This window comes from Bacillus sp. VT 712, from assembly GCF_001614195.1.
In the GTDB taxonomy this organism is placed as follows: domain Bacteria; phylum Bacillota; class Bacilli; order Bacillales; family Bacillaceae_H; genus Priestia; species Priestia flexa.
Window position 1 is genome coordinate 19,213 of sequence record NZ_LWBK01000022.1, and the last position, 24,381, is coordinate 43,593.

26 protein-coding genes, 1 pseudogene and 1 riboswitch are annotated in these 24,381 nt (G+C 37.9%); of the genes and pseudogenes, 21 read left to right on the forward strand and 6 right to left on the reverse strand.

Going from position 1 to position 24,381, the window contains the following annotated elements:
- Positions 1-244: 244 nt before the first annotated feature.
- Entirely contained in the window at positions 245-484 is a 240-nt protein-coding gene (locus tag A2U94_RS12065) for an aspartyl-phosphate phosphatase Spo0E family protein (RefSeq protein ID WP_025908402.1), read from the forward strand.
- Positions 485-533: 49 nt separating this feature from the next.
- Here the strand turns inward: A2U94_RS12065 and A2U94_RS12070 are convergent, their stop codons facing one another.
- Positions 534-1,265 (reverse strand): ZIP family metal transporter, encoded by a 732-nt coding sequence (locus A2U94_RS12070; RefSeq protein WP_025908403.1) that lies wholly within the window; start codon positions 1,263-1,265, stop codon positions 534-536.
- 145 nt (positions 1,266-1,410) lie between these two features.
- On the reverse strand, positions 1,411-2,181 hold the full coding sequence (locus tag A2U94_RS12075; protein ID WP_025908404.1) for a DUF4931 domain-containing protein: 771 nt from the start codon (positions 2,179-2,181) through the stop codon (positions 1,411-1,413).
- A gap of 143 nt (positions 2,182-2,324) precedes the next feature.
- On the opposite strand from A2U94_RS12075, the gene A2U94_RS12080 reads away from it, so the two are divergent.
- The 3 genes from A2U94_RS12080 (at position 2,325) to A2U94_RS12090 (ending at position 5,086) form a co-directional block, all read left to right on the forward strand.
- A complete protein-coding gene (locus A2U94_RS12080) occupies positions 2,325-2,789 on the forward strand; it encodes a MarR family winged helix-turn-helix transcriptional regulator (RefSeq protein WP_025908405.1) in 465 nt (154 codons plus the stop codon).
- A 125-nt stretch (positions 2,790-2,914) separates the two neighbouring features.
- Complete coding sequence (locus tag A2U94_RS12085) at positions 2,915-4,609, forward strand: M3 family oligoendopeptidase (protein ID WP_025908406.1); 1,695 nt, start codon at positions 2,915-2,917, stop codon at positions 4,607-4,609.
- A gap of 204 nt (positions 4,610-4,813) precedes the next feature.
- Positions 4,814-5,086: a hypothetical protein gene (locus tag A2U94_RS12090; protein WP_025908407.1), complete on the forward strand. Its 273-nt coding sequence runs from the start codon at positions 4,814-4,816 to the stop codon at positions 5,084-5,086.
- Positions 5,087-5,136: 50 nt separating this feature from the next.
- On the opposite strand, the gene A2U94_RS12095 is transcribed toward A2U94_RS12090, so the two are convergent.
- Entirely contained in the window at positions 5,137-7,275 is a 2,139-nt protein-coding gene (locus A2U94_RS12095) for an ATP-dependent Clp protease ATP-binding subunit (protein WP_025908408.1), read from the reverse strand.
- 778 nt (positions 7,276-8,053) lie between these two features.
- On the opposite strand from A2U94_RS12095, the gene nhaC reads away from it, so the two are divergent.
- The 3 genes from nhaC (at position 8,054) to A2U94_RS21820 (ending at position 10,801) form a co-directional block, all read left to right on the forward strand.
- The gene (gene nhaC / locus A2U94_RS12100; protein WP_025908409.1) at positions 8,054-9,427 is read left to right on the forward strand and encodes a Na+/H+ antiporter NhaC; all 1,374 of its coding nucleotides are present in this window, start codon (positions 8,054-8,056) and stop codon (positions 9,425-9,427) included.
- Positions 9,428-9,720: 293 nt separating this feature from the next.
- The gene (locus tag A2U94_RS12105; protein WP_025908410.1) at positions 9,721-10,599 is read left to right on the forward strand and encodes an alpha/beta hydrolase family protein; all 879 of its coding nucleotides are present in this window, start codon (positions 9,721-9,723) and stop codon (positions 10,597-10,599) included.
- Positions 10,600-10,669: 70 nt separating this feature from the next.
- On the forward strand, positions 10,670-10,801 hold the full coding sequence (locus A2U94_RS21820; RefSeq protein ID WP_220387615.1) for a DUF6254 family protein: 132 nt from the start codon (positions 10,670-10,672) through the stop codon (positions 10,799-10,801).
- 40 nt (positions 10,802-10,841) lie between these two features.
- Here A2U94_RS21820 and A2U94_RS12110 read toward each other — a convergent pair whose 3' ends face one another.
- Positions 10,842-11,561, reverse strand: a complete 720-nt coding sequence (locus A2U94_RS12110; RefSeq protein WP_025908411.1) for a 3-ketoacyl-ACP reductase — start codon at positions 11,559-11,561, stop codon at positions 10,842-10,844.
- A 246-nt stretch (positions 11,562-11,807) separates the two neighbouring features.
- On the opposite strand from A2U94_RS12110, the gene A2U94_RS12115 reads away from it, so the two are divergent.
- The 9 genes from A2U94_RS12115 (at position 11,808) to A2U94_RS12155 (ending at position 19,742) form a co-directional block, all read left to right on the forward strand.
- On the forward strand, positions 11,808-13,391 hold the full coding sequence (locus A2U94_RS12115) for a spore germination protein (protein ID WP_062954525.1): 1,584 nt from the start codon (positions 11,808-11,810) through the stop codon (positions 13,389-13,391).
- A 22-nt stretch (positions 13,392-13,413) separates the two neighbouring features.
- The gene (locus A2U94_RS12120) at positions 13,414-14,616 is read left to right on the forward strand and encodes a Ger(x)C family spore germination protein (protein ID WP_062954527.1); all 1,203 of its coding nucleotides are present in this window, start codon (positions 13,414-13,416) and stop codon (positions 14,614-14,616) included.
- Between the two features lie 252 nt (positions 14,617-14,868).
- Entirely contained in the window at positions 14,869-15,135 is a 267-nt protein-coding gene (locus A2U94_RS12125) for a GerAB/ArcD/ProY family transporter (RefSeq protein ID WP_025908414.1), read from the forward strand.
- A 21-nt stretch (positions 15,136-15,156) separates the two neighbouring features.
- On the forward strand, positions 15,157-16,263 hold the full coding sequence (locus tag A2U94_RS12130) for a GerAB/ArcD/ProY family transporter (RefSeq protein ID WP_025908415.1): 1,107 nt from the start codon (positions 15,157-15,159) through the stop codon (positions 16,261-16,263).
- Positions 16,264-16,329: 66 nt separating this feature from the next.
- Positions 16,330-16,373: riboswitch (PreQ1 riboswitch) on the forward strand.
- Between the two features lie 174 nt (positions 16,374-16,547).
- Positions 16,548-17,210: a 7-cyano-7-deazaguanine synthase QueC gene (queC, locus tag A2U94_RS12135; protein WP_025908416.1), complete on the forward strand. Its 663-nt coding sequence runs from the start codon at positions 16,548-16,550 to the stop codon at positions 17,208-17,210.
- Positions 17,210-17,653, forward strand: coding sequence for a 6-carboxytetrahydropterin synthase QueD (gene queD, locus A2U94_RS12140; RefSeq protein ID WP_025908417.1), 444 nt, complete (start codon positions 17,210-17,212; stop codon positions 17,651-17,653). The genes queC and queD overlap by 1 nt, the downstream gene beginning before the upstream one ends.
- Positions 17,646-18,377 (forward strand): 7-carboxy-7-deazaguanine synthase QueE, encoded by a 732-nt coding sequence (gene queE, locus A2U94_RS12145; protein ID WP_025908418.1) that lies wholly within the window; start codon positions 17,646-17,648, stop codon positions 18,375-18,377. The genes queD and queE overlap by 8 nt, the downstream gene beginning before the upstream one ends.
- Positions 18,378-18,476: 99 nt before the next feature.
- The gene (gene queF, locus A2U94_RS12150; protein WP_025908419.1) at positions 18,477-18,974 is read left to right on the forward strand and encodes a preQ(1) synthase; all 498 of its coding nucleotides are present in this window, start codon (positions 18,477-18,479) and stop codon (positions 18,972-18,974) included.
- Between the two features lie 66 nt (positions 18,975-19,040).
- Complete coding sequence (locus tag A2U94_RS12155) at positions 19,041-19,742, forward strand: oxidoreductase (RefSeq protein WP_025908420.1); 702 nt, start codon at positions 19,041-19,043, stop codon at positions 19,740-19,742.
- A gap of 242 nt (positions 19,743-19,984) precedes the next feature.
- On the opposite strand, the gene A2U94_RS12160 is transcribed toward A2U94_RS12155, so the two are convergent.
- On the reverse strand, positions 19,985-20,170 hold the full coding sequence (locus tag A2U94_RS12160; protein WP_025908421.1) for a YkvS family protein: 186 nt from the start codon (positions 20,168-20,170) through the stop codon (positions 19,985-19,987).
- Between the two features lie 243 nt (positions 20,171-20,413).
- Between A2U94_RS12160 and A2U94_RS12165 the strand changes: the two genes are divergently transcribed.
- The 4 genes from A2U94_RS12165 to A2U94_RS12180 all read left to right on the forward strand — a co-directional run bounded on the left by A2U94_RS12165 (position 20,414) and on the right by A2U94_RS12180 (position 23,395).
- Positions 20,414-21,268, forward strand: a complete 855-nt coding sequence (locus tag A2U94_RS12165; RefSeq protein WP_025908422.1) for a patatin-like phospholipase family protein — start codon at positions 20,414-20,416, stop codon at positions 21,266-21,268.
- Positions 21,269-21,284: 16 nt separating this feature from the next.
- Positions 21,285-21,479: a protein YkzS gene (gene ykzS / locus A2U94_RS12170; protein WP_025908423.1), complete on the forward strand. Its 195-nt coding sequence runs from the start codon at positions 21,285-21,287 to the stop codon at positions 21,477-21,479.
- 70 nt (positions 21,480-21,549) lie between these two features.
- A complete protein-coding gene (locus tag A2U94_RS12175) occupies positions 21,550-21,876 on the forward strand; it encodes a hypothetical protein (protein ID WP_025908424.1) in 327 nt (108 codons plus the stop codon).
- A gap of 769 nt (positions 21,877-22,645) precedes the next feature.
- A complete protein-coding gene (locus A2U94_RS12180; protein WP_025908425.1) occupies positions 22,646-23,395 on the forward strand; it encodes a cell wall hydrolase in 750 nt (249 codons plus the stop codon).
- A gap of 323 nt (positions 23,396-23,718) precedes the next feature.
- Here A2U94_RS12180 and A2U94_RS12185 read toward each other — a convergent pair whose 3' ends face one another.
- The gene (locus A2U94_RS12185; protein WP_025911362.1) at positions 23,719-24,087 is read right to left on the reverse strand and encodes a YueI family protein; all 369 of its coding nucleotides are present in this window, start codon (positions 24,085-24,087) and stop codon (positions 23,719-23,721) included.
- Between the two features lie 170 nt (positions 24,088-24,257).
- On the opposite strand from A2U94_RS12185, the pseudogene A2U94_RS21825 reads away from it, so the two are divergent.
- Positions 24,258-24,381 (forward strand): annotated as a pseudogene (locus A2U94_RS21825) (IS701-like element ISPlan1 family transposase); the annotation flags it as partial.

Consider the following 24,381-nt stretch of genomic DNA (forward strand, 5'->3'; position numbering starts at 1 on the left):
TTTTATCGTCTAAAGGAGACGTTGCAGAATTTGTAGATGCGTTGTCATATTTGCATGTTTTGTCGAAGAGGAATTTTTTTCTAAAATTTAAAGGTTGAGAAATCAACGTTGATAACGCTTTCTTTCTTTAGGCTAAAAAAACTTTATAAGAAAAATGTCTATTATTGCGACTCTATTTACATATTTAGTAGAATTTGTAATAATGCGTTATAGGCTAATTTTTCTTTTAATAGGAGAGGATCTTGTGTTTGGTTTAAAAAAGCAAAGTAAATCAGAAGCGTTATTTATACAAATTGTGAGGAAAAGACAAAAAATGGTGGAGATTGGTGGAAAAACAGGTTTATCAAGTGAAGAAACGATTACCTGTAGTCAAGAGCTAGATCAACTTTTAACGCTTTATCAAAAACAACTGTTACGTGAGGAAGAAGATCGGACAAGCATTACAGCAACAATCAGTCGCTTTTTGTCTTTTTCAAAATCGTAAAAAAGGGCAGCAAAGCTGTGCTCGAATCTGCCCTATATCTACTTGTACCTTAAAAGAAGTTAATAAGAAAAACCATAAATAATAGGCCCATGATGAAAGAATACGTTGCAAAGCGTTCATTTCCATCTCCATGACTTTCCGGTATTAGCTCTTTGTAAATGATAAACAACATTGCTCCAGCTGCGAATGCTAATCCATACGACACAAGAGACTCGACAAAATTAGTGAGATAAAAACCAAGTAGTGACGTAATAATTTCTACTGATCCTGTTAATGTTGCAATAAAAAATGCTTTGAACTTACTGATATTTTGCTGTGCTAAAAACAAAGCAACTAATAATCCTTCCGGTGCATTTTGTAATCCGATGGCTAAAGCAATCAGGTTTCCGGTATTTTCTGCATCAGATGCATAGCTTACACCAACTGATAATCCTTCTGGCAAGTTATGTAGCGTAATTGCTGCAATAATTAATAAAGCTTTTTCGTCAAACTGAATCCCTGTTTTAGAATGCTCTAAGTCAATATGAGGTATGTTTTGTTCTAAAATTGTAAGCGTCATGACCCCGAGTAAAAGCCCGATTGCTAACGAATAAAAACTTCCGCTTGCAAGGGATTCAGGAATTAAGCTCATTGTTGAAGCAGCCATCATAATTCCGGCTGTAAACGCGAGCAACACGTCTTTCCAACGGTGCGTTACTGCCTGATTCATAAACAGAATTGGCACAGCACCAAGTCCTGTAGATAGTGCAGAAAGAATACTGCCTATAAGTACGTCTGTCATAACAATCTCCTTTTTCTTCTATCTTTCCACATCATTACTACACTCATTATAATCTTCTTTATTCTTTCGCGAAAGCAGAACTTCTTTCATATTCTCATATGAAAAAAGCTTGAAGAACATTACTTCAAGCTTTTTTCATTGTTGCTTATTTTGAAAAATAAAGAGAGTGAACTTGTTTTGCAATCTCTTCAATTTTGTTTGACACCTGAGGGATTCCATACCCAACAAACAGCGGAGAGGTTGCAAAGCGAGGAATCACTTTACATGCACTTCGTCCATCATCCAACTGATAAAAAAACAGGTTATAGCTCGTGCAGCTACGATGGAAATGATTAAGCAAATAATGAGTAGCAGCTTGAATATAATCAGCTACTTCTTTATTATGTTCTTCAATATTCGATGTCACAATGTTAAATTCAAAAAATCCCATTCTTGGCTTTGTAGATAAGTTAAACTCGACATCTTTATTTTGTTGAATTGAGATGCCTTCAAAATGTGCTTCAGTAATATTTGAGCTTGTATCAAACGTTTTTAATCCAATGATTTGCATATGCGGATGGCGAAGAGAACCACCTGACATGGGTCCGTGATTTTTAAAGAATAAGACGGACTCATATTTTTTACTCTCAATCATCTGTAGCCAGCGAGTAGTGACAAACGAAAACAGTTTATACAAATGCTCTTTTGGATATTCTGATAGTTCTGATTGACATTGATCTGTTTCGATAATCACAGTTTGGTAAGCATTTTGGAGAACTGGGTACTTGTTTTCTAACCAAATAATTGAATCTTCTTTTTCAATAATGCCTGTTAAGGAGTCCACATCACAGAATGGACAAGGATTTTGACGATTTACAATGGTTTCTGGTTTTTGTGAACCAATTGCTGAATTAAAAAATAAATGAGATGGTTTCATAAGCTTCACCTTTTTAATCTAATTATATCTATTGTAGTAGAACAACTAGAAGAAATCTACTGTTTAGCTTGCTTCGTTGACTTTTTAACCAGATTTTAGTATTATCTTGATATCGAGATAAATTAAAAAAGGAACTGATAAAAATGGATTCAACAGTAAATCGAGAAGAATTAGATCAATCTTTAAAATTATTCATTGTTCTATCAAGAGCGAATCGTTCCGTTATGGAGCATGTTCATAAGTTTATTCAACAACACGGTATGAACCCAACTGAATTCGCTGTATTAGAGCTTTTATATCATAAAGGAAAACAGCCTCTTCAGCAAATTGGTGGCAAAATTTTATTAGCAAGCGGTAGCATCACGTATGTTATTGACAAGCTAGAGAAAAAGAGCTTTTTAGAGCGTGTAGCTTGTCCAAATGATCGTCGTGTCACGTATGCGCAAATTACAGAAGCAGGAAAAGAAATGATTGAAAGCATGTTTCCTGATCATGAGAAGCGCATTCATAGTATTTTATCTGTTCTTACAAGTGAAGAGCAAGAAGTAGCCATTTCGCTACTAAAGAAAATTGGACACTATGCAGATGAGTATACGCCGTCTGAATAAAGCAAAAAAGCATCGGTTTGATGCTTTTTTTGTGTGAGAAAATAGCGATTGCGGATTGTTTAAAGGAGATTATGTAATCATCACGAAGTACATAAATGAGCCTATAAAAGAGAGGGGAAAAAGACGTGACATTTCATCAATATACATATGAAAGACCGGATTTAAATCAGCTGAAAAAAGAGTTTAAACAAAGCATTGGCATTTTAAAAGAAGCTAAAACCATTGAAAAACAGTACGAAGCGATTGAAGAATTAAACGAGTTGCGAACAGATTATAGTACGATGAGCAACTTATGTTATATTCGCCATTCCATTGATACAAACGATGAGTTTTATCAAAACGAACAGGATTATTTTGATGAAATCAACCCTCTGTATGAAGAGCTTATGCATCAATACTACGAAGCGCTTGTTTCATCAAGCTTTCGCGAAGAGCTAGAGGCTGCATTAGGAACGCAGCTATTTGCATTAGCTGAAAACCAATTAAAAACGTTCCATCCGTCTATCATTGAAGATTTACAACAAGAAAACAGACTTTCTTCTCAGTATACGAAGCTTATAGCCTCCGCTAAAATTATGTTTGACGGTGAAGAACGCACTCTTGCTCAGCTGGAGCCTTTCATGCAGTCACCAAACAGAGAAACTAGAAAAAGTGCTGCGACTTCACGCTTTCAATTTTTTAAAGACCATGAAGATGAATTTGATCGGATTTATGATGAGTTAGTTCAAGTACGAACAAAAATGGCAAAAAAGCTGGGGTATAAAAATTTTGTAGAGCTTGGGTATGCACGTATGACTCGTACAGACTATAACGCAGAGATGGTTCAAGCATTTCGCGCGCAAGTCTTAACAGAAATTGTTCCATTAGCAGAAGAACTTAAAAAGAGACAGGCAGATCGTATTGGAGTTGACGAATTACTCTATTATGATGAGTCGTTTGAATTTCAAACAGGCAACGCAACCCCAAAAGGAGATGCAAGCTGGATTATTGAGAAAGGTAAAAAGATGTATAGTGAGCTTTCAGCAGAAACAGATGAATTCTTTGCTTTTATGATGGATAATAATCTTATGGACTTAGTTGCAAAGAAAGGCAAAGCGGGTGGAGGCTACTGTACGTTTTTAGAACGTTATAAAGCACCGTTTATTTTTTCGAATTTTAACGGGACCTCAGGTGATATTGATGTATTAACTCACGAAGCAGGACATGCTTTTCAAGTATATCAAAGCCGAAATATTGGGGTAATGGAATATTATTGGCCAACTTATGAATCAGCTGAAATTCATTCTATGAGCATGGAGTATTTTACGTGGCCGTGGATGGAAAGTTTTTTTAAAGAAGACGCACAAAAGTATAAGTTTACTCATTTAAGCTCAGGCCTTCTTTTTCTACCTTATGGTGTAGCAGTTGATGAGTTTCAGCATGTTGTCTATGAAAACCCAACGCTCACGCCAAAAGAGCGAAAAAATGAATGGAGAAAGCTAGAACATAAATACATGCCTTCTAAAAACTATGATGGGGAAGCTTACCTTGAAAACGGCGGATTTTGGCAAAAGCAATCCCATATTTATAACGATCCATTTTATTATATTGATTACACGCTGGCGCAAATTTGTGCATTTCAATTTTGGAAAAAAGATAATGAAAATCATGAAGAGGCATGGAGAGACTATTTGCACTTATGTAAGCTGGGTGGAAGTAAGTCGTTTACTTCTCTTGTGAAAGAAGCCAATTTGCTTTCTCCTTTTGAAGACGGTTGCGTAAAGTCAGTTGTTGGTGAGATTAAGGCTTATTTAAATAGTATAGATGATCAATCATTGTAAGGAAAAGCGAGCTGAAGTGGCTCGCTTTTTGTTACTTTGTAAAGGAAATGAATGAGAAATATAAAGAAATGAGCATAGTGTAAAGAGTTTGTTAGAAGACTGTAAAAACGCTCTTTTTTCCTTTTTTTTGAACTATAATCATCTCAAGAGCCATGTTGATGCACGTACATAGTGGCTCAATTGATTTGAAAGGGGACAGGTACGATGAGTAAAAGTTTCTTAGTCAAATTATTTGGAGCATTTGCAGCAATTACGCTTATGACAGCATGTAGTGCAGAAGAGGGAGAAGACATGACAGATCAAGAACAAACGGAAGATGCGGAAGAAACAACTGGAGAGCCGGCAGAAACACCAGTTGAGGAAGAAGCCGTAGAAGAAGATACAGAAGAGCAAGATCAAGATGCAACAGAAGAGGCAGAGGAACCAGCTGAAGAGGAAACAGACGAATCAACAGATGACCAAGAAGATAATCAATAAAACAAATAGAAAAAAAGCGACTCCCAAGGGAATCGCTTTTTCCTTTTTCATTATTTCAGTTTAGAAGTGACGCGGATTTCTTGCTGTTCATTGACATCAATGAATACCTCGTTGACTTCTTCATCCGTTAGTAAAAGGTCAGTAATTTGGTCTTCAACATGCTCCTGTATAGCGCGACGCAGTGGGCGAGCACCAAATGCCGGGTGGTAGCCAAGAGATGCTAGTGTTTCTTTCGCTTTATCTGTAACTTGTAGGGCGATGTTTTGTTCTTTAAGCGTTTCTTTTAATTCTTGAAGCATAAGCTCAACAATCTTAACCAGATGTTCCTGTTCAAGGTGATTAAATTCAATAATGGCATCGAAACGATTTAAGAATTCAGGCTTAAAGTAAGCAGATAGTGAATCTAAAACAGATGCATGTCTAAGAGCTGCATTTTCAGATTCAAAGCCCACCGTAATTTTCTTTTCTCCCACACCTGCGTTACTTGTCATGATGATTACAGTATCTTTAAAGCTTACTGTACGACCTTGACTATCGGTTAAACGTCCGTCCTCTAAGATTTGTAGGAACATATGCTGAACGTCAGGGTGCGCTTTTTCAATCTCATCTAATAAGATGATTGAATAAGGGTTACGACGTACTTTTTCAGTTAGTTGGCCAGCCTCATCATGACCTACGTATCCTGGAGGTGCGCCAATTAGTTTAGACACCGCGTGTTTCTCCATATACTCACTCATATCAAGACGAATCATCGCATCTTTTGTGCCAAACATTTCCTCTGCTAGAGTTTTTGTAAGCTCTGTCTTACCAACTCCTGTTGGACCAACAAATAAGAAAGATCCAATTGGACGATGCTTAGCTTTTAACCCAGCACGAGAGCGACGAATTGCTTTTGCAACTTTTTCTACAGCTTCGCTTTGACCAATGACTTTGTCGGAAAGGTTTGCTGACAGGTTCTTCATTTTGTGAGCTTCATTTTCTTGAAGTTTCCCAACTGGAATACCCGTTTTCTTTTCAATGATTGCTTGAATATGCTCAACGGTAACTTCAGCTTTATCTTGTTCTTGGTTTAGCTGCTTTTCAAGTTTTGCTTCTTCATCGCGAAGTTTGGCAGCCGCTTCGTACTTTTCTTCTTTTAAAGCTGTTTCTTTTTCCACAGCAATTTCTTTTAGTCGTTTATCGATATCGTCTTTGTTTGAGATACCTGCTTTTAAGTTCATTTTTGAGCCAGCTTCGTCTAATAAGTCAATGGCCTTATCAGGTAAGAAGCGGTCTTGGATGTAGCGATGTGATAAATTTACACAAGCTTTAATTGCATCTTCTGTGAAGTTGACGTTGTGATACGCTTCGTATTTGTTTTGGATGCCTTTTAAAATTTGAACGGCTTCGTCAACAGATGGTTCATGAACCATCACAGGCTGGAAACGACGTTCAAGAGCCGCATCTTTTTCAATAGCGCGGTATTCTTTCAGCGTTGTGGCACCTACGACTTGAAGTTCACCTCGCGCCAACGCTGGTTTTAGGATGTTACTTGCATCCATTGAACCTTCAGCAGAACCCGCTCCAACAAGCAAGTGGATTTCATCAATGAATACAATAACGTTTTTACGTTGTTGTAGTTCGGCGATTAGCTGCTTCATGCGCTCTTCAAACTGACCGCGAATACCCGTGTTTGCTACAAGAGCAGCGACGTCTAGTAAGTATACGTCTTTGTTCATGAGCTTTGAAGGAACGTCGCCTTCTGCAATTTTTAATGCTAAGCCTTCGACAACAGCGGTTTTACCTACACCAGGTTCACCGATTAAAACAGGGTTGTTCTTGTTACGGCGGTTTAAAATTTCAATGACGCGTTCAATTTCTTCGTCACGTCCAATAACAGGATCAATTAGTCCAGCTTTTGCAATTTGTGTTAGGTTGCGACCAAATTCATCTAAGAATCCACCCCCGTTACCTCTTTGCTGAGGAGTAGGCTGCTGAGCTGATTGATTCATGGCTTGTTCATTTGCTAATTGATTGAATAAATCATCGATGTTCATGAAGTGCCCACCTCCAAATCCAGACGGCATTTTACTTTGTTTCATTAATGATTGATAACATGTATGGCATAAACGATATTGTGATTTTTGTTGATTAGCTTGTACGTTTAAATAAATTGTTGCTTCACGTTGTTGACAGTTTTGACACATCATTTAAAAGACCTCCTTAGAATGATTAAATGAATGTAATCATTGATCAATTAGTCAATTTGACTTTGACTATATTTGACCTTTGTGAGTTCATTATACTTTGACCTTTTTTGACTTTCAAGTGTTTTGCTTACATTTTTGTTTTGGAAGTTATTTCTTATTTTAAGTAGAATATTTTGTGGTTTGTTTATTACCTTTTATATGAGATGTAGTAAGAATGCACGCAACGAGTTGTGATTTTCACTCCGGATTGTTCGCTTTCCACGGGGCTCGCGTTGAACTTCCTCGTCACTCCGTTCCTGCGGGATTTCAAGCTGTCTCGCTGATCCCGTAGGAGTCTCACATCCTCCGTTCCAATCACAGGCTTCTGGAATAGAAGGAACAAGTCCTGCTTCGCTGTCTTTTTGTTTTGAAGGAAGGAGCATACGCAACGAATAATTGTGATTTCCACTCCGGATTGTTCGCTTTCCACGGGGCTCGCGTTGAACTTCCTCGTCACTTCGTTCCTGCGGGATTTCAAGCTGTCTCGCTGATCCCGTAGGAGTCTCACATCCTCCGTTCCAATCACCTTTTCCTTTAATAATTATAAATAAGAAGTATAGGTAATGTACCCGGTTAGAATTGGGCAAAACATAGAAAAGAGAGTGGAATTTATTGACGATGTTGTTTTTTGGCGAGAAGCGATTGACAGTAGTAGGAATAACCCATATACTTCAACTATGTTTAGTGCATAAAAGCATAAAAGCGTTTAAGTGAAAAAGAGATTGAGGGGAACAAGTTAATGAAAAAAGAGATAACATTTGGACAGTCAATTGGGATTGTCGTTGTTTTATTAGGACTTATTTTTGCATCATTATTTTTATTAGGTTTAGCACCACATGTTCCATTGCTTATTAGCATTGTAGCGCTTTGTACCATTGGAGCACTTATGGGTGGTAAGTGGAAAACTTTTGAACATGGCATTGTAGAAGGGATTAAAGTAGGGGTTAAGCCAATTTTAATTCTTATGCTTGTTGGTGTATTAATTGCTGCCTGGATGGTGGGCGGAACGATCCCAACTATTTTATCGTATGGATTCAATTGGATTTCACCGCAATATTTCTTAATTAGCGCACTTTTAATCACAATTTTAGTATCGAGCTTTACGGGAAGTACATTTACAACGATTAGCACGGTTGGAGTAGCTTTATTTGGAATTGGAACGGCTATTGGGGTGAATCCAGGCCTAGCTGCAGGAATCATTGTGTCAGGAGCAGTGTTTGGTGATAAGATGTCTCCTTTATCCGACACAACTAACTTTGCTTCAGGGATTGTTGGCGTTTCTCTAAGTGATCACATTCGCCATATGTTGTGGACCACGTTACCAAGTATTATTGTAACGGCTGTAATTGCATTGGTCATTGGCATAAGCACACATCGAACAGGTGTAAACTATGGAGATATTGAAGCTGTACAAAGTGCATTAGGTGATACGTTTAACCTTAATCTTCTAACACTTTTGTCACCGCTTGTTGTGTTAATTCTATCGATTAAACGATTTGATGTACTCCCTACGTTGGTAATTGGAATTATCATCGCCGTAATAACAGGGGTATTATTACAGCCAACTGTTACATTAGGAAGCATGCTTGGGGCTCTTCAAAGCGGTGGTCAAATTGATTCAGGAAATGAAATTGTAAATGCTATTGTCACAAAAGGCGGACTGGACTCCATGATGTTTTCAGTGTCCCTTGTCATTATTGCGCTAGCTCTTGGTGGGTTGATGCGTGAACTTGGTGTTGTTCAAGCTTTAATTGAAGGATTAGCTAAGCAAGTGCGAAGAAGTGGCGATGTAGTGTTTTCAACAGTTCTTTCATCTATTGGTGTTAACGTTATAACAGGCGAGCAGTATTTATCTATTTTATTACCTGGGCAAACATTCAAGCCTCTTTACGTGAAGTGGAACTTGCAGGAGAAAAACTTATCTCGTACGCTAGAAGATGGAGGAACAGTTATTAACCCATTAATTCCGTGGGGAGTAAGTGGAGCTTTCATTTCACAAACACTTGGTGTTCCAGTTGTCGATTATTTACCTTTTGCATTTTTCTGTCTGCTATGTCCAATATTTGCTGTAATTTTGGGCTACACAGGACTTGGTATTGCTAAACAAAAATAACTTATGATCTAAAAAGCTTTGAATTCTTAATTACTTATTAAGAATTCAAAGCTTTTTATTGTACCAATCATGTTTAATATTTGCTGTTAGAGGTAATGTGAGTAGAAGCTCTAATCTTTCTCTTCCAAAAAAGAGAAAGTAGTAATACAATAAACCATAACGTTTAGTTGAAGAGCTATTTGTGAAGGATTCCACAAAAATCCTTTTTAGCAAACATTTAAAAAGGGTAGAGCAAAAAGAAACGGCTCATCATAAAAAGAGATGAAAGTTAGTAATTAAGGAGAGGATTCTGTTTGAAAAAGTGGGGGTTCATTGTACTACTTACCATCGTTGTACTTGGCGTAACCGCTGTTTTTTATCGAGCGGAAAGCGACGATGTTAATAAAGAGAAAGTGCATTTATTTTCACCTTATGCTAGGAGTGTTGATATATATCAAATCACATATCCAAGCGATGGGTTGCAGGTTAAAGGTTTTTTATTACAGCCAAAAGACATTGTGGATAAAAAATATCCACTGCTAGTTTATAATCGTGGCGGGAACCGTGAGCACGGTATGATTCGAGATAAAACGCTGCGCTACTTATCATCATGGGCGGATAAAGGCTATGTTGTGGTTACAACCCAATATCGTGGTAATGGTGGAAGCGAAGGAGTAGAAACATACGGCGGGGACGATATTCATGATGTCCTTAACCTCATTAAATGGGGAGAACAGTTGCCTTATGTAAACCCTGAACAAAAAGTAGCGTTTGGATATTCTCGCGGTGGAATGATGACGTATTTAACCATGAAAAATGGCATATCCTTTGATGCGGTGGTTGTTCAATCCGGAATTACGGATATGTTTCAGTTCTACGACCAACGGGGTTCTGAAATGAAGCAAGTGCTAAGAGATATTGTTGGAGATCCTAAGGTGTATCCTGAACGATATAAAAGTCGATCGGTTGTGTATTGGAGCGATAAGGTAAATTCGCCGCTTCTTATTTTACAAGGAGATCACGACAAAAAGGTACATCATACGCAAGCAGAAAAGCTAGTTGCGCAGCTTGAAGAACAAAACAAAGAGTATAAATATGTCTTATACAAAGGCGGAGATCACCCACTAAGCAACTATTATAATCAGTATAATGCTGAGATTGACAAGTGGTTTCAACGGCATTTAGTTGAATAAAAGTGGCAAGCATATTCGTCCGTTTTTCGCACATCCTAGAAAGGAACACTATAGAAAAGGATGATGAACGATGACACAATCAAAAAGACAGCAAGAGCGTCAATGGAATGTGCGTAAACAGTCGCAAAATCCACCTCATGGCAAAGTAAAGTCATTTGAAGAATTAGCAGAAGAAATTACGCCAAAAAATAAAAATAAATAATAAAAACCCCTCTAATTGAGGGGCTTTTTGTTTGTTTAGATTAAGGGTTAGTAGACCACATACCAGCTGATTTAATAAAGATACGAGGGTGTAGCTTCAGCTGTGCTACCATGATTTCCGCTAAATCTTCAGGTTGCATTACCTTTTCAGGATTACCGTCTGTTAGGTTTTCCTTATAAGCAAGCTCTGTAGCAACTGTACTTGGTGTTAAAGCAGTTACGCGAATATTGTGTTTGCGTACTTCAAGAGCAAGCGATTCTGTCAGACCTAATAAGCCAAATTTTGAAGCACTGTATGCACTTGTTACAGGAGCTCCTTTTTGTCCAGCAGTAGAGGAGATATTAATGATATCTCCACCGTTTTTCTCAATCATTTGTGGTAAAACAGCTCTTGTAACGTAATAGACACCCATTAAGTTAATATCAATGATCTGCTTCCATTCTTCGGGAGATAGTTCTAAAAAGCCTCCGAATTTTCCGATGCCGGCATTGTTGATTAAAATGTCTGCTTTACCTAGTTGGTTATATAAGTAATCAACGGCTTTATTTACTTCTTCCATTGAAGATACGTCTGCTGTAGCATAAGCAACTTTTACACCCAATGCTTCGACTTCTTGTGCAACGGCTTGTAAATCAGTTTCTGTACGTGCTAGTAAGCCAAGGTTGACACCTTCTTTTGCTAAATCAAGCGCTGTTGCTCGGCCAATACCTTTACCAGCACCAGTAATGATGGCTACTTTTCCTTGTAATGATTGTCCCATCTTTCGTCACTCCCTCTTAATTAAACTATCGTTATTGCTAAAATCAGTTTGCAAATCATGTTAAATGAGTAGCTGAATAAATTAGCAATCCATCTAATCCTACAAAATGTAGAGAACCATTGTCAAAGCTCTTGCTCTATAAGGCGGTTAAAAATACCAAGATAACTGAATAAATTTCCTGCATAGACAGAAACTATAAGGACTTGAAGAGGAACGCTGTGCCGTTTGGAAAATGGAGGATGACGTATGCGAATAAAAAAACTATCAGAATTAAAAAATCGATCTAAAAAGCCTAAAGAAAATGAATCACAACCAATAGCTGAATCTTCATCTTCCGATACTGAACTGTTAAAAAGCGTAAAAGATAACTTGAATGCGGTGAAAGCAGAGCTTGGAGATAGTGCTGATGTGGTTTGCCGCGAGTTTGCCATTTCAGTTCAAGAGAAATTTCGATTAGGGCTTATCTATATTGATGGATTGGCGAGTGAGGATAGCGTACAAGAGTTTACCATGGAATCAATCATGCATAATCATACGAAACAGCTCGTTCATGATGATGGTGCTGTGAACATGTTTGAGCTCATTAAAAATTACAGCTTAGCAATTGGGGAAATTAAAGAGGTGACTCTTTTAGATGACGTGATTTTACATGTTTTATCAGGTGATACGGCTCTATTTATAGAAGGTTATCAAACGTGTATCATTGCTAGTACAAGAGGGTGGGGAGAAAGAGCAATTTCAGAACCACAGGCTCAAACAGTAGTGCGTGGACCAAGAGATAGCTTTACTGAAACGCTGCGCACCAATACGGCACTGGTAAGAAGACGGATTAAATCTCCTAATTTACGAATGGAGTCTCAGAAAATCGGTAAAGTAACGCAAACAGACGTAGCGATTATGTATGTAAAAGGAATAGCTGATAAGCAAGTGGTGAAAGAAGTAAAGTCCCGGCTTTCTAAAATTGATATTGACGGCATATTAGAGAGCGGATACATTGAAGAGCTTATTCAGGATGAAGATTATACTCCTTTTCCAACAATTTATAACACAGAGAGACCTGACTCAGTATCAGCAGGTCTTTTAGAAGGTCGAGTAGCAATCTTTGTAGACGGAACGCCGTTTGTGCTATTAGTCCCGGCTGTGTTTATTCAATTCTTTCAAGCTGCTGAAGATTATTATCAGCGTGCAGATATTAGTACACTCATTCGTATTATTCGATACGTCGCATTTTTCGTAGCTTTATTAACGCCGTCAGCTTATGTTGCGCTTACCACTTTTCATCAAGAAATGCTGCCGTTTAGTTTGCTTATTAGTATTGCAGCTCAGCGTGAAGGTGTCCCTTTTCCAGCCGTAATTGAAGCATTGATTATGGAAGTGGTCTTTGAAGTTTTGCGTGAGGCAGGAATTCGATTGCCAAGAGCCATAGGTTCTGCTATTTCGATTGTAGGAGCGCTCGTATTAGGGGAGGCTGCGGTACAGGCGGGGGTGGTCTCACCAGCGATGGTCATTGTTGTATCCATAACTGCCATCAGTAACTTTGTATCGCCGGCTTACGATATGGCGATTGCTGTAAGGATGCTTCGCTTTGCCTTGGTGTTTTTAGCAGCAACATTTGGATTGTTTGGAATTATTTTAGGACTTATTTTAATGATTCTACATCTGTGCAGTTTACGTTCATTTGGTATTCCATATATGACACCAATGGCTCCATTTGTAAGTAGTGACCAAAAAGATGCGCTCATTCGTCGTTCGTTAAAGAAAATGAATACGAGACCGAAGCTTATTAGCGAACAAAACGTTGTACGTGAACGGTCAAATGATGAGAATTAGCTTTTATAAAGGTGGAATAAGCATGAAACGAATCGTACTTGTATTATGCATATGTCTACTCCCACTATCAGGCTGTTGGAGTAGTCGAGAGCTAAATGAATTGGCCATCACCGTAGCGGTAGGTATTGACGAAGTAAAAGATGGAATTGAGTTAACGGTTCAAATTATTAACCCGGGCGATATTCAAGCCAAAACGCCGACGAATGGTCCCTCGGTTACTACGTACTCGATTAAAGCAGATTCTGTCATGGAAGCTCTTCGGAAAATGACAATTGAATCACCTAGAAAAATATACTTATCTCATTTACGGATGCTTGTTCTTAGTGAAGGGATTGCAAAAAGCGGAATTGCTGAAGTGTTAGATTTTTTCGCGCGAGATCATGAGGTGCGAACCGATTATTTTGTTGTGGTAGCAAAAAATTCACGCGCTTCATCCGTTTTAAATGTCTTGACAACCATTGAAAAAATTCCAGCCAATTATATGTTTGCTGCATTGGAGACGTCACAAAAAGTTTGGGCGCCTACGCGAGGTGTAAAGCTGAATGAGCTTATTAGTAACTTAACGAGTCAAGGCAAACATCCTGTGTTAACCGCTGTTCTTGTAAAAGGTAACCACAAAAAAGGCGGAGATATGGCAAATATCCAGCGAGTTAATCAAAATACCATTCTAACATTTAAAGGTCTTGGCATTTTTAAAGGAGATGAACTTGTTGGGTGGTTTAATGAAAGTGAAAGTAAAGGATATAACTATGTTACCGGAAATGTAAAAAGTACGGTCGTTGTTATTCCGTGTGAAAAAAAAGAAAAATCCCATGACATTATTGGAGTTGAGATGCTGCGAACAAGTACGGATATTAAAAGCCGTATGAAAGATGGAAAGCCTGTTATTGATGTGAACTTAAAGGGAGAAGCAAACATCGCTGACGTAGAGTGCCAGGTTAACTTGCAGGACCCTGCTATGATTACTGAACTAGAGAAAAAAGCGGAACATGATGTGCAAGATAAAATGCGAAGAGCAATTAAGAGAGCACAAAACGAATATCAAAGTGATGTCTTTGGGTTTGGAGAAGTTTTTTACCGCCAAAACGTAAAGGACTGGAACAAGATGAAAAATCGCTGGGATGAAATCTTTGCGACAGATCTAGAAGTGAACTTAAAAGTAGATGTGCAAATCCGTCGACTTGGAACGTTGAATAACTCATACATGAAAGAGATGCAGAATTAGTGCAACATGGAAAACTTACTGCTGTTTTTAGGGGTATTCAGCTTTTTAGCATATAAGGCAATCCGCCTTCTTTATCAACAAAAACAGATAAAAGAAATCGTAATATACAGCAGCTTTTCTACTATAAGAGTGGTAATGTGGATAGCGGTTATTTTTCGAATAACCATTCCAACTCCGCTGTATGCCCTTGAGTTTTGGATGCAGTCCATCATTGATATCTTTTCTTCATTCTATTCGGTGTAGGTGTTCAATATGAGCCAAAAAGAAGTGATAAGTGGGAAACAGTTCTTTACATTAACCCATGTATTCTCCATTGGAAGTGCAATCTTAGTTGTATCTACTTTATTATTAGCTGTGGCAAAGAACATCGCTTGGATTTGTGCAATAATTGGAACAGGAAGTGGGTTAGTATTTGCGAGGCTTTTATTATGGTTAATCCAAAAATACCCTCAATCGACGCTAATTGATATAGCAAAGAAGTCTTGTGGCAAGTATGACCGAAAATCGGTAACTACCTAGTGAGGAAAGGAGAGGAAAGGAATGCATCCACGCTTAGTAATAAGCAATTTTCAACTATTCTCAATGATGCTGCTGTTCTTACTTGGAAGTGCGACCATTGTGAGTATTGGACAGGAAGCACGTCAATCCGCATGGATTGCCGTTTTAGTAGGGATGTTAATGTACCTGCCTTTCTTTGCTCTTTTTACACTTTTATATAAAAGGCATCCAGAAGAAACGTTTCCAACAATATTAAAAATTGCTTTTGGAAAGCTAGTTGGCAAAATTATTTGCATGCTGTACGTGCTATATTTTATTTACATTGGTGCGCGTGTTCTAAGAGACTTTTGTGAGCTATTATTGTTAACATCAATGAAGGATACGCCTCTAGTTATTGTGGGTGGGGTTATGACGCTAGTTATTGCGTATGCATGCTTTTTAGAAGTTGAGCCAATCGCAAGAGCGAGTGTGTTATTGTTAGTTGTTTTTGTTGGCTTCATTGTATTAGTTTTTTTCTTACTGTTCTTTTCTGATGTTATGAACCCAGATCATATGCACCCCATTTTAGCTGAAGGAATCGGTTCAATTTTTAGAGCGGTGTTTCCGCTTATTTTGACGTTTCCATTTGGAGAAATGGTTGTTTTCTTAATGTTTAACCAGTTTATAAAAGGAGAAAAGTCTCTTAGAAAGATGGGAACGCGTGCCGTGGTGATAGGAGGCGTTATGCTTAGTATGTTAAGTTTAATTAACTTAACTACACTCGGACAGCACTTGGTAGAATCATCGACAATTCCCCTACTTGTAACCGTACAGCAAGTGAATATTGGAGATATTATTCAGCGGATGGATATGCTAGTCATTAGTGTTCTTATTATTGGCGGTTTTGCTAAAGTAACGATTTTCGCATATGCAGCTATTTTAGGGATAAAAGATATTTATCAAACCAGGAGTCACAAGCTATCACTCCTTTTGGTTACGGTATCCATTCTGACTACGACTATTTTTATGTCGGATAATGTTGTTAAACATTTAGAGATAGGTTTGAAAATTGTACCAGTTTGGATTCACATTCCCATGCAGTTTGTCATTCCAATCGTAACGCTGGTGATGATTCAATTGAAAAGTAGGAAGAAAAGTAGAAGTACATAGTAATTTTAAATGGAGTATGATATAGTTAAAAGCGAAAATTGAAAGAAGAAATGCCGTGCTCTATGTGCGGGAGAGGTTCGTAAACTCCCTCTATAAAAAACTAAGATCATCAGTGAGATGACAAATGGCGCCGATTTTAGGGGCTTTTTTCCTGTTTCTTTTTTAATATAAGAAAGGGATTCTTAGTTAAGGGAGATTGCAAACGAAGCAATCTCTTTTTTTATATGATCTAAACAACGGAATGTTTTCTTCTTTGACTTTATAAAGGAAAAGGAGACAAAAAAATGAAAAACGAAAAAGCAATTGTTGTATTTAGCGGTGGACAAGATAGTACGACTTGTTTATTTTGGGCGCTAAAAAACTTTAAAGAAGTGGAAACTGTTACGTTCGGCTACGGTCAGCGTCATAGTAAAGAGATTGAGGTTGCGGAAGCCATTGCAAAAGATCTTGGTGTAAAACACACAATTTTAGATATGTCGTTGTTAAGCCAACTAGCGCCTAACGCACTAACAAGAGATGATATTGACATTAGCCAAGAGGAAGGGGAGCTACCGACAACGTTTGTGGACGGACGCAACCTTCTCTTTTTATCATTTGCGGCTGTATTAGCTAAAAATAGCGGTGCACGTCATTTAGTAACAGGTGTATGCGAAACAGATTTCTCAGGGTACCCAGACTGCAGAGATGTGTTTGTTAAATCGCTAAACGTAACGTTGAACTTATCAATGGATTTTGAATTTGTCATTCACACACCATTAATGTGGATTGATAAAGCAGAGACATGGGGACTAGCCGATGAATTAGGTGCGCTTGATTATGTGCGTGAACATACGTTAACTTGCTATAACGGTATTATTGCAGACGGGTGCGGAGAATGTCCGGCATGTAAGCTTCGCAAGAGAGGTCTAGAACAATACCTTGACACGAAACAAGGAGGGGAACAGTAATGCTTCAGCAAATTTACCCACAGGTAGCACATCCTTATTTGTACGAATTAAATAAAGACATGAATTTTGCCGCTGCGCATTTTGTTCCTCATGAGTCAGCAGGAAAATGTCAGCAGGTTCATGGCCATACGTATTTTGTTAATTTAACTATTGCAGGTGATGAATTAGATTCATCAGGCTTTTTAGTTAACTTTGCTACGTTGAAAAAAATTGTTTCTGGTCAGTTCGATCATACGCTTTTAAATGATCATAAAGAGTTGTTTAATGAAGAGGATGCGAATGATTTTCCAACATCTGAAGTGATTGCTCGGAAAATTTATGAACTTGTACAAGCTCACTTAGATGAACTTGAAAATAAGCCAGCATGCGTGCAAGTGTTTGTTCGTGAAACTCCTACAAGCTATGTTGTATATCGTCCAAAGAAGGTGAAGCGAGATGAATAATAAGGTTCCTGTTCTCGAAATATTTGGTCCAACGATTCAAGGAGAAGGAATGGTTGTGGGCCGAAAAACAATGTTTGTGCGCACAGCTGGCTGTGATTACTCATGCAGTTGGTGTGATTCGGCATTTACTTGGGATGGGTCAGCGAAAAGTGACATCCGTCAACTGACGGACGAAGAGGTCTGGCATGAATTGCAAACCTTAGGAGGAGACCGCTTTGACCATGTAACTATTTCAGGAGGGAATCCAGCGCTGTTGAAATCTTTAGATAAACTGATTGATCGCTTGCATGATCATCAAAAGCAAGTCGCGCTTGAAACTCAGGGAAGTCGCTTTCAAGAGTGGTTTTATAAAATTGACGATTTAACTCTTTCACCCAAGCCACCAAGCTCGGGAATGAAGACAAATTACGAAGTGTTGGATGATATTGTTGAACGCTTGCAAAACAATGGACGTAGTCAACATATTAGCATTAAAGTGGTTGTGTTTGATGAAACGGATTTCGATTATGCAAAACACATTCATCAGCGCTATCCATCAGTGCCATTCTTTGTTCAAGTAGGAAATGATGATTTGACAACAACGGATGACGATGCGTTAACTCGTAAATTATTAGGGAAGTATGAGTGGCTAATTGATCTTGTTGTAGCTACAACAGATATGAATAATGTACGCGTATTGCCGCAGGTTCATGCACTTGTATGGGGAAATAAAAGAGGCGTGTAAGCGTTCTTTAAAAAATTTACAAATAAAATACAAAAACAAATATGTACAAAATGAAAAAACGCTGTTAGAATGACAATCGTAGAAAGAGAGGAAACACACATGAGTGGTCGTAAAGAAGAGGAATTAGAAGGTGTAACGCTTTTAGGTAATCAAGGAACAAAGTACTTGTTTGAGTATTCACCAGAAATTTTAGAGGTGTTTGATAACAAGCATCCAAATCGAGATTATTTCGTTAAATTTAATTGTCCAGAATTTACAAGCTTATGTCCGCAAACAGGACAGCCTGATTTTGCTACAATCTATATTAGCTATATACCTGATGAAAAAATGGTTGAAAGTAAGTCTTTAAAGCTTTATTTGTTTAGTTTCCGAAACCATGGTGATTTCCATGAAGATTGTATGAATATTATTATGAATGACTTAATCGAATTAATGAATCCACGTTATATTGAGGTATTGGGGAAATTTACGCCACGTGGTGGAATTTCCATTGATCCATATACAAACTATGGTCGTCCAGGCACAAAGTATGAAGAAATGGCTTCTTATCGATTAATGAATCACGATTTATATCCAGAAACGATTGATAATCGTTAATGAAAGCAGGTTGTCTTAACAACCTGTTTTCCGATGTAAACAACAACAAGGTGAGAAGGTGAAAGAATGTCACAAAGATCAGCATTAGTACTAGGAGCAAGTGGCCTTATTGGTCAAGAACTTTTACAGTTGCTTTTAGATAATCGCTCATATAGCCATGTGACAGTACTTGTTCGAAAGGCACTGCCGGTTGAACATGAAAAGCTACGTCAGCTCGAAATTGATTTTGCAGAGCTTGAAAAGTATGAGAAAGATTTTGCAGTTGATGATGTATATTGTTGTTTAGGCACAACGATGAAGAAAGCAAAAACAAAATCGAAATTTATTAAAGTGGACTATGAATTCCCACTAAAAGCAGCAAAATGTGCCGAAGCAAATCGCTGCCAAAACTTTTTAACCGTTACAGCAATTGGTGCTGATCTTCGTTCCCCTTTCTTTTACAGTAAGGTAAAAGGTCAGGTGGAAGAAGATATTGCGAGTCTGTACATTCGATCTACGCATTTCTTCCGTCCATCGCTACTATTAGGCAAACGCGATGAGTTTCGTTTGTTTGAAAAAGTAGGGGAATACACTCTTAAGTCTTGCTCATTCTGCCTAATTGGTAAATGGAAGAAATATCGACCAATTAAAGCTTACAATGTTGCAAAAGCAATGATGAAAGCGGCTATGGAAGATAAAGCAGGGGTTCATATCCATGAAAGTCAAGATATTTTCACAGGAGAATGTTATTACTCATTTACAAATGGTAAAAAAGTGATTGCAAAGTAAAAGCCTCGAATTTGAGGCTTTTTTTCTTTTTTTAGAGGAAGCTATTTTTCTTTCCTTAAGGAAACTTTTTTAGTTGTGTGAATATAATAAAGTAAAAGCATGAGGAGGAAGGAAATGAAATCGGCTAAAAAAGCACAACAATATGCGTATATGTTGTACAAACTCGGTATTTTAAGTAAAGAGCAAAAGGAAAAGATTTGTAACAAATAACCACCCAGTACTTTGTACTGGGTGGTTATTTGTTACATCGCATGATTGATAATGGTGTAGTTTTTATGGTTTACAACTGTTCGCTGTTCTAAGTCTAAATCACGATAGTTAGTCATATAAGTTAGGTCAACAATTACAGAGTTCTCATTTACTTTTTCTACAATACCTTTTAAACCATTTTTAAATTCAATTACGTTTCCTACCTCTGCAATTTTCATCGCAATCGCTCCTTCATTAGATTATTTTTAGAAAATTTATAAAAGTAAATCTAGTTAACGCTTTCTATTTTCTTTTTCTCAATTTTGCCTTAAATTGGTTAATTAGTAAAGATGTTTTTTTAAAAAATGTAAAAAAAGATGTTTTTTTAAGTGAATTCTTCGACAAAAGGAGGGTAATTCGATATAGTACTGACATGTAGGATTATTTAATGATTAAAACATTAGAAATAGAAGGTGTCAATTATTATGATAAATACAGGGTTAGTATTAGAAGGTGGCGGTATGAGAGGTCTTTATACAACGGGGGTACTTGATTACTTTATGGAACAAGATTTATATTTACCTTATGTGATTGGTGTTTCGGCGGGAGCCTGTCATGCAACTTCCTATTTATCCCGACAAGTAGGAAGAAGCCGTCGAGCTAATCTAGATTATATAGATGATCCACGTTATTTGTCACTGCGAAATTATTTTAAGACGCGTGAGATGTTTGGGATGGATTTTATATTTGAAGAAATTCCAACCAGCTTACTTCCATTTGATTTTGATTCTTTTCACAAGCGAACTGAACAGCTTGTAGTAGGCACAACGGACTGCGTAACGGGAAAGCCTGTTTATTTTGACAATCATGAGGACGATTTGCTGACCATTATTCGCGCGTCAAGCTCGCTTCCATTTGTGTCAAAAGTTGTGGAGTATGGTGGTAAACAGCTGTTAGACGGGGGAATCAGCGATCCAATTCCAGTAAAAAAAGCAGAGAGTGATGGATTTAAGAAAAATATTGTGGTGTTAACACGAAATAAAGGATACCAAAAGAAAAAATCCAGTTCATCTTGGTTTACAAAGCGTTATTATCGTAAGTATCCAGGTTTAGTTAAGGCATTAGAGAACCGCTATAAGCTTTATAATGATACGCTTGCTTATATCGATGAGCAGGAGGAAGCAGGAAATATATTTGTGATTCGTCCACAGAAGCCACTGGTAGTAGGGCGAATGGAGAAAGACCGATCAAAGTTAGACGTTTTGTATAAGCAAGGATATGAAGAAGCTGCAGAACAGTATGATAAACTAAAAGAATGGTTAAAGGACTTTTCGTAGAAAGGAGTACATATAAATGAACGAAGAGGAAGTAATGAAGCAATTAGATGCTCTCCGTGACGGCGAGATTCAAGAGCTGCACGTTCGTAAAGAGGATTTTTTAGGGTTTCAACCTGTGCTTGTAAGAAGAGAGGATTTCAAGCATTTTCGCGGAGTAGCTGGTCGAGGTGGGAACTTTACGTATTATTATACCGAAACGCCTCGTAGTTAAGTTGAAACGCTAGCTTTCTTGAGCAGACGCTTATATAATGAAAGTAATGTGTAGCTATAGGAGGGATTACATGGACGATTTTCGAAAAAGTACAGCACCATTTTATTTTGCAGATTATATATGGAAAGATAAAAATGGACAGATGACATATGGGATGCTGTTAACAAACCGGCCAGCTGACGACCGGGAGTACGACCTCCATTCATTATTAGAAGAAGCGTTTGTTGAGCACAAAAAGGTTTCATTAACAACGGTTTATGATAATAGTGAACAGCTACTGTCAGGTTATGTCCTGGATTTATCAGACAATCAATCTGCGTTTACGTTTATGGACGATACAGGTGCTAAGCTAGTAATTGATTTCTATGATGTTGTAGAAATAGAGCTTGAAGATTAAAGAAGATGAAGCGTGTAAATTTGCGCTTCATCTTTTTTGTTTTGAAAGAAGAAAAAACGCATACAATGGGTTGTGATTTCTACTCCGGCTGCTCCCTTTCCGCAGGGCTCGGTCTAAGCCTAAGCCTCCTCGTAAACTTGCCGGGTCTCAGAGCATTCGCTAGTCCTGCAGGAGTCTCCCATCCTTCGTTGCAATCACAGGCTTCTTCGAGTAGTAGGAAAACTACTTATCTCTATGTATTGTTTGGGTGTGAAAGAGGGCAGAACGCGCGCAATGAGTCGTGATTCTCACTTCAGATAGTTCGCTTCACTCACAGGACTTTTAAGGAAAAGGAGAAGTCATACTCTATATCTTTTTAATTCGATTTTCTAAGAGGAAAGTTTCACATAACGAATGATGACTTTGCCTGATAGGAGTTGTTTTACTCACAATATCTTGGGGGAAAGGTGTGGCATAGAGTACGTTTTGAATAATTGCTTCTTTCAGCAAATGTAGTTATAGAGTAGTTAAATGTGCATTTATTTCTAGAATTGAAATGATTTTGAAGTGAGTCAAAAGTCTGAAAAGGGAAATATAAACAAGGTAATACCTACCTCCTTGCACAAAAAAATTCCTTCATTATGACAAATATATAGGATTATTGTCATAATCGTGTTTGATTCGTAATGTTATTAATCAAACTAAAAGAAATGTAAAGGAATCGTTCGGTGAAAGAGGTACTACGCTATGTTAGAGTAGTACCATACGAATTTTCAGGAGGTATTACCGCATGAAAAAGAGTTATGTTAAGTCTTTATTCATGATGCTAACTGCTATGTTTGCTCTTGGAAGCGTTCAGTCAGTCGCAGTAGCAGAAACGAAATATAAAGTCATTAAGGGAGATACCCTTGGGCAGTTAAGTAAACAATATGGTGTAACCATTGCAGATATAATGGACGAAAATAATCGTACAGACGAATGGATTTATGAAGGGGAAACGCTTCGTATTCCAGAAAAGCCAAACGGTCGAGATACTGATGGGCTAATTTCAGAGTCAAAAGTAGCTGAAGAAGAGAAAGCCGTTAAAGCGGTTGAAACGGAAGAAGTAAGCCAACCTGCTGAAGTAGAAGAAGTTAAGGCCGAAACACAGCCCGCTCCTGAAGGAATGGCCATTTCTCAAGGAGAGAAAGATTTGTTGGCACGCTTAGTAGAAGCGGAAGCAAAAGGTGAGTCGTATGAAGGAAAATTAGGTGTAGCTATCGTTGTCCTAAATCGTGTAGAGTCACAGCAGTTTCCAAACAGTGTTAACGGAGTAATTATGGAAGTGGTAGGGACTAGCTATGCGTTTTCTCCTGTTCAAAACGGCTCAATTAATAAGCCAGCATCTGATGAAGCACACCGTGCAGTGGAAGAGGCACTAATGAGAAAAGATCGCTTAAATGATTCCATTTACTTTTATAACCCTGACACAGCGACAGATGATTGGATTCGCTCTCGTCAAGTTGTAAAAACAATTGGAAATCATGTATTTGCAAAATAAAGAAAGAGGCTGGGACATAAGTAATTCAGCCAATGATAAACCTGAACGATTGAGAGTTTCTCACTTTTAATCGTTCAGGTTTTTTAGTTGATTGTGAAAACAATGTTGGAAACAGGGTGGAATGGAGCGTAGGACACTCGACTCCTGCGGGAAAGAGAGGGAAAACTGAGATCCTGCAGCGCAGCGAGGAAGCTCAGTTTCCTCCCCGCGGAAAGCGAGTGGCCGTAGCGCAATGGAACGAACGTGTTCAGACAAACCAAAAAGATTGGAACAGCTATTGTTCGTCTCTTAGAAGCAATCATTTTGTTATGTCCCAAACTCTTTTAATTTTTGATAAAAATTTCATTTTCAGTGGAACCTTTTGACCCTGTGACCACGAGTCCGATATCTGTATCAGCTTCTAGATTTTGTACAATAGTAAAAGGAACGTTATGTTTGTTTGCTATTTGAATATATTTTGATAAAAAAGAGTAGGAAATCGTTCCGTTTAAAAAGACTTGTCCACTTTGAACGTTAGTGATGGTTGTTTCAACCTCTTTATAAACGGTTGGCTTCATTACCTGTCCCTTAGTTAGAGCAATTTCAATTCGTTCACGTAAAGCAGTGAGGAAGTATTTACGCTCAGCTTGCTTTGTTTCTTGGGTGCCATATAGTCCTCTTTCTAAATATTCTTCGATGTTTTCACTCATAATTGTCACTCCTTCTTACGTATCATTTCCCCATATTTCAATAAAATACTGATAATGAGTAAATTCAGTTCAAAATATTTCCATCTTATAAAATAAAAAAGACAAATACGCAAACCTGGTTTAGAATGAAAGCTCTGACCCAATCATCCATCCAGAGGAGCGTTATTTGTCCAATGAATAGACTATCACATCAAGAAGAAATCTACAATGGCTTAATAAAATGGAAGCTGCCCTTTTATTTCTCAAAACCTGTCATCAACCACTTAACCCACTTTATAGATGGGATGTTGAGTGTGG

What these genes read in the sequence shown, in the direction of transcription:
- A2U94_RS12115 (WP_062954525.1), top strand. Translation starts at nt 11,808, where the DNA reads ATGCGAATAAAAAAACTATCAGAATTAAAAAATCGATCTAAAAAGCCT.
- A2U94_RS12155 (WP_025908420.1), top strand. Translation starts at nt 19,041, where the DNA reads ATGTCACAAAGATCAGCATTAGTACTAGGAGCAAGTGGCCTTATTGGT.
- A2U94_RS12090 (WP_025908407.1), top strand. Translation starts at nt 4,814, where the DNA reads ATGAGTAAAAGTTTCTTAGTCAAATTATTTGGAGCATTTGCAGCAATT.
- ykzS (WP_025908423.1), top strand. Translation starts at nt 21,285, where the DNA reads ATGAACGAAGAGGAAGTAATGAAGCAATTAGATGCTCTCCGTGACGGC.
- queE (WP_025908418.1), top strand. Translation starts at nt 17,646, where the DNA reads ATGAATAATAAGGTTCCTGTTCTCGAAATATTTGGTCCAACGATTCAA.
- A2U94_RS12075 (WP_025908404.1), bottom strand. Translation starts at nt 2,181, where the DNA reads ATGAAACCATCTCATTTATTTTTTAATTCAGCAATTGGTTCACAAAAA.
- A2U94_RS12175 (WP_025908424.1), top strand. Translation starts at nt 21,550, where the DNA reads ATGGACGATTTTCGAAAAAGTACAGCACCATTTTATTTTGCAGATTAT.
- A2U94_RS12160 (WP_025908421.1), bottom strand. Translation starts at nt 20,170, where the DNA reads ATGAAAATTGCAGAGGTAGGAAACGTAATTGAATTTAAAAATGGTTTA.
- A2U94_RS12070 (WP_025908403.1), bottom strand. Translation starts at nt 1,265, where the DNA reads ATGACAGACGTACTTATAGGCAGTATTCTTTCTGCACTATCTACAGGA.
- A2U94_RS12125 (WP_025908414.1), top strand. Translation starts at nt 14,869, where the DNA reads ATGAGCCAAAAAGAAGTGATAAGTGGGAAACAGTTCTTTACATTAACC.
- nhaC (WP_025908409.1), top strand. Translation starts at nt 8,054, where the DNA reads ATGAAAAAAGAGATAACATTTGGACAGTCAATTGGGATTGTCGTTGTT.
- A2U94_RS12130 (WP_025908415.1), top strand. Translation starts at nt 15,157, where the DNA reads ATGCATCCACGCTTAGTAATAAGCAATTTTCAACTATTCTCAATGATG.
- A2U94_RS12110 (WP_025908411.1), bottom strand. Translation starts at nt 11,561, where the DNA reads ATGGGACAATCATTACAAGGAAAAGTAGCCATCATTACTGGTGCTGGT.
- A2U94_RS12120 (WP_062954527.1), top strand. Translation starts at nt 13,414, where the DNA reads ATGAAACGAATCGTACTTGTATTATGCATATGTCTACTCCCACTATCA.
- A2U94_RS12180 (WP_025908425.1), top strand. Translation starts at nt 22,646, where the DNA reads ATGAAAAAGAGTTATGTTAAGTCTTTATTCATGATGCTAACTGCTATG.
- queF (WP_025908419.1), top strand. Translation starts at nt 18,477, where the DNA reads ATGAGTGGTCGTAAAGAAGAGGAATTAGAAGGTGTAACGCTTTTAGGT.
- queD (WP_025908417.1), top strand. Translation starts at nt 17,210, where the DNA reads ATGCTTCAGCAAATTTACCCACAGGTAGCACATCCTTATTTGTACGAA.
- queC (WP_025908416.1), top strand. Translation starts at nt 16,548, where the DNA reads ATGAAAAACGAAAAAGCAATTGTTGTATTTAGCGGTGGACAAGATAGT.
- A2U94_RS12080 (WP_025908405.1), top strand. Translation starts at nt 2,325, where the DNA reads ATGGATTCAACAGTAAATCGAGAAGAATTAGATCAATCTTTAAAATTA.
- A2U94_RS21820 (WP_220387615.1), top strand. Translation starts at nt 10,670, where the DNA reads ATGACACAATCAAAAAGACAGCAAGAGCGTCAATGGAATGTGCGTAAA.
- A2U94_RS12095 (WP_025908408.1), bottom strand. Translation starts at nt 7,275, where the DNA reads ATGATGTGTCAAAACTGTCAACAACGTGAAGCAACAATTTATTTAAAC.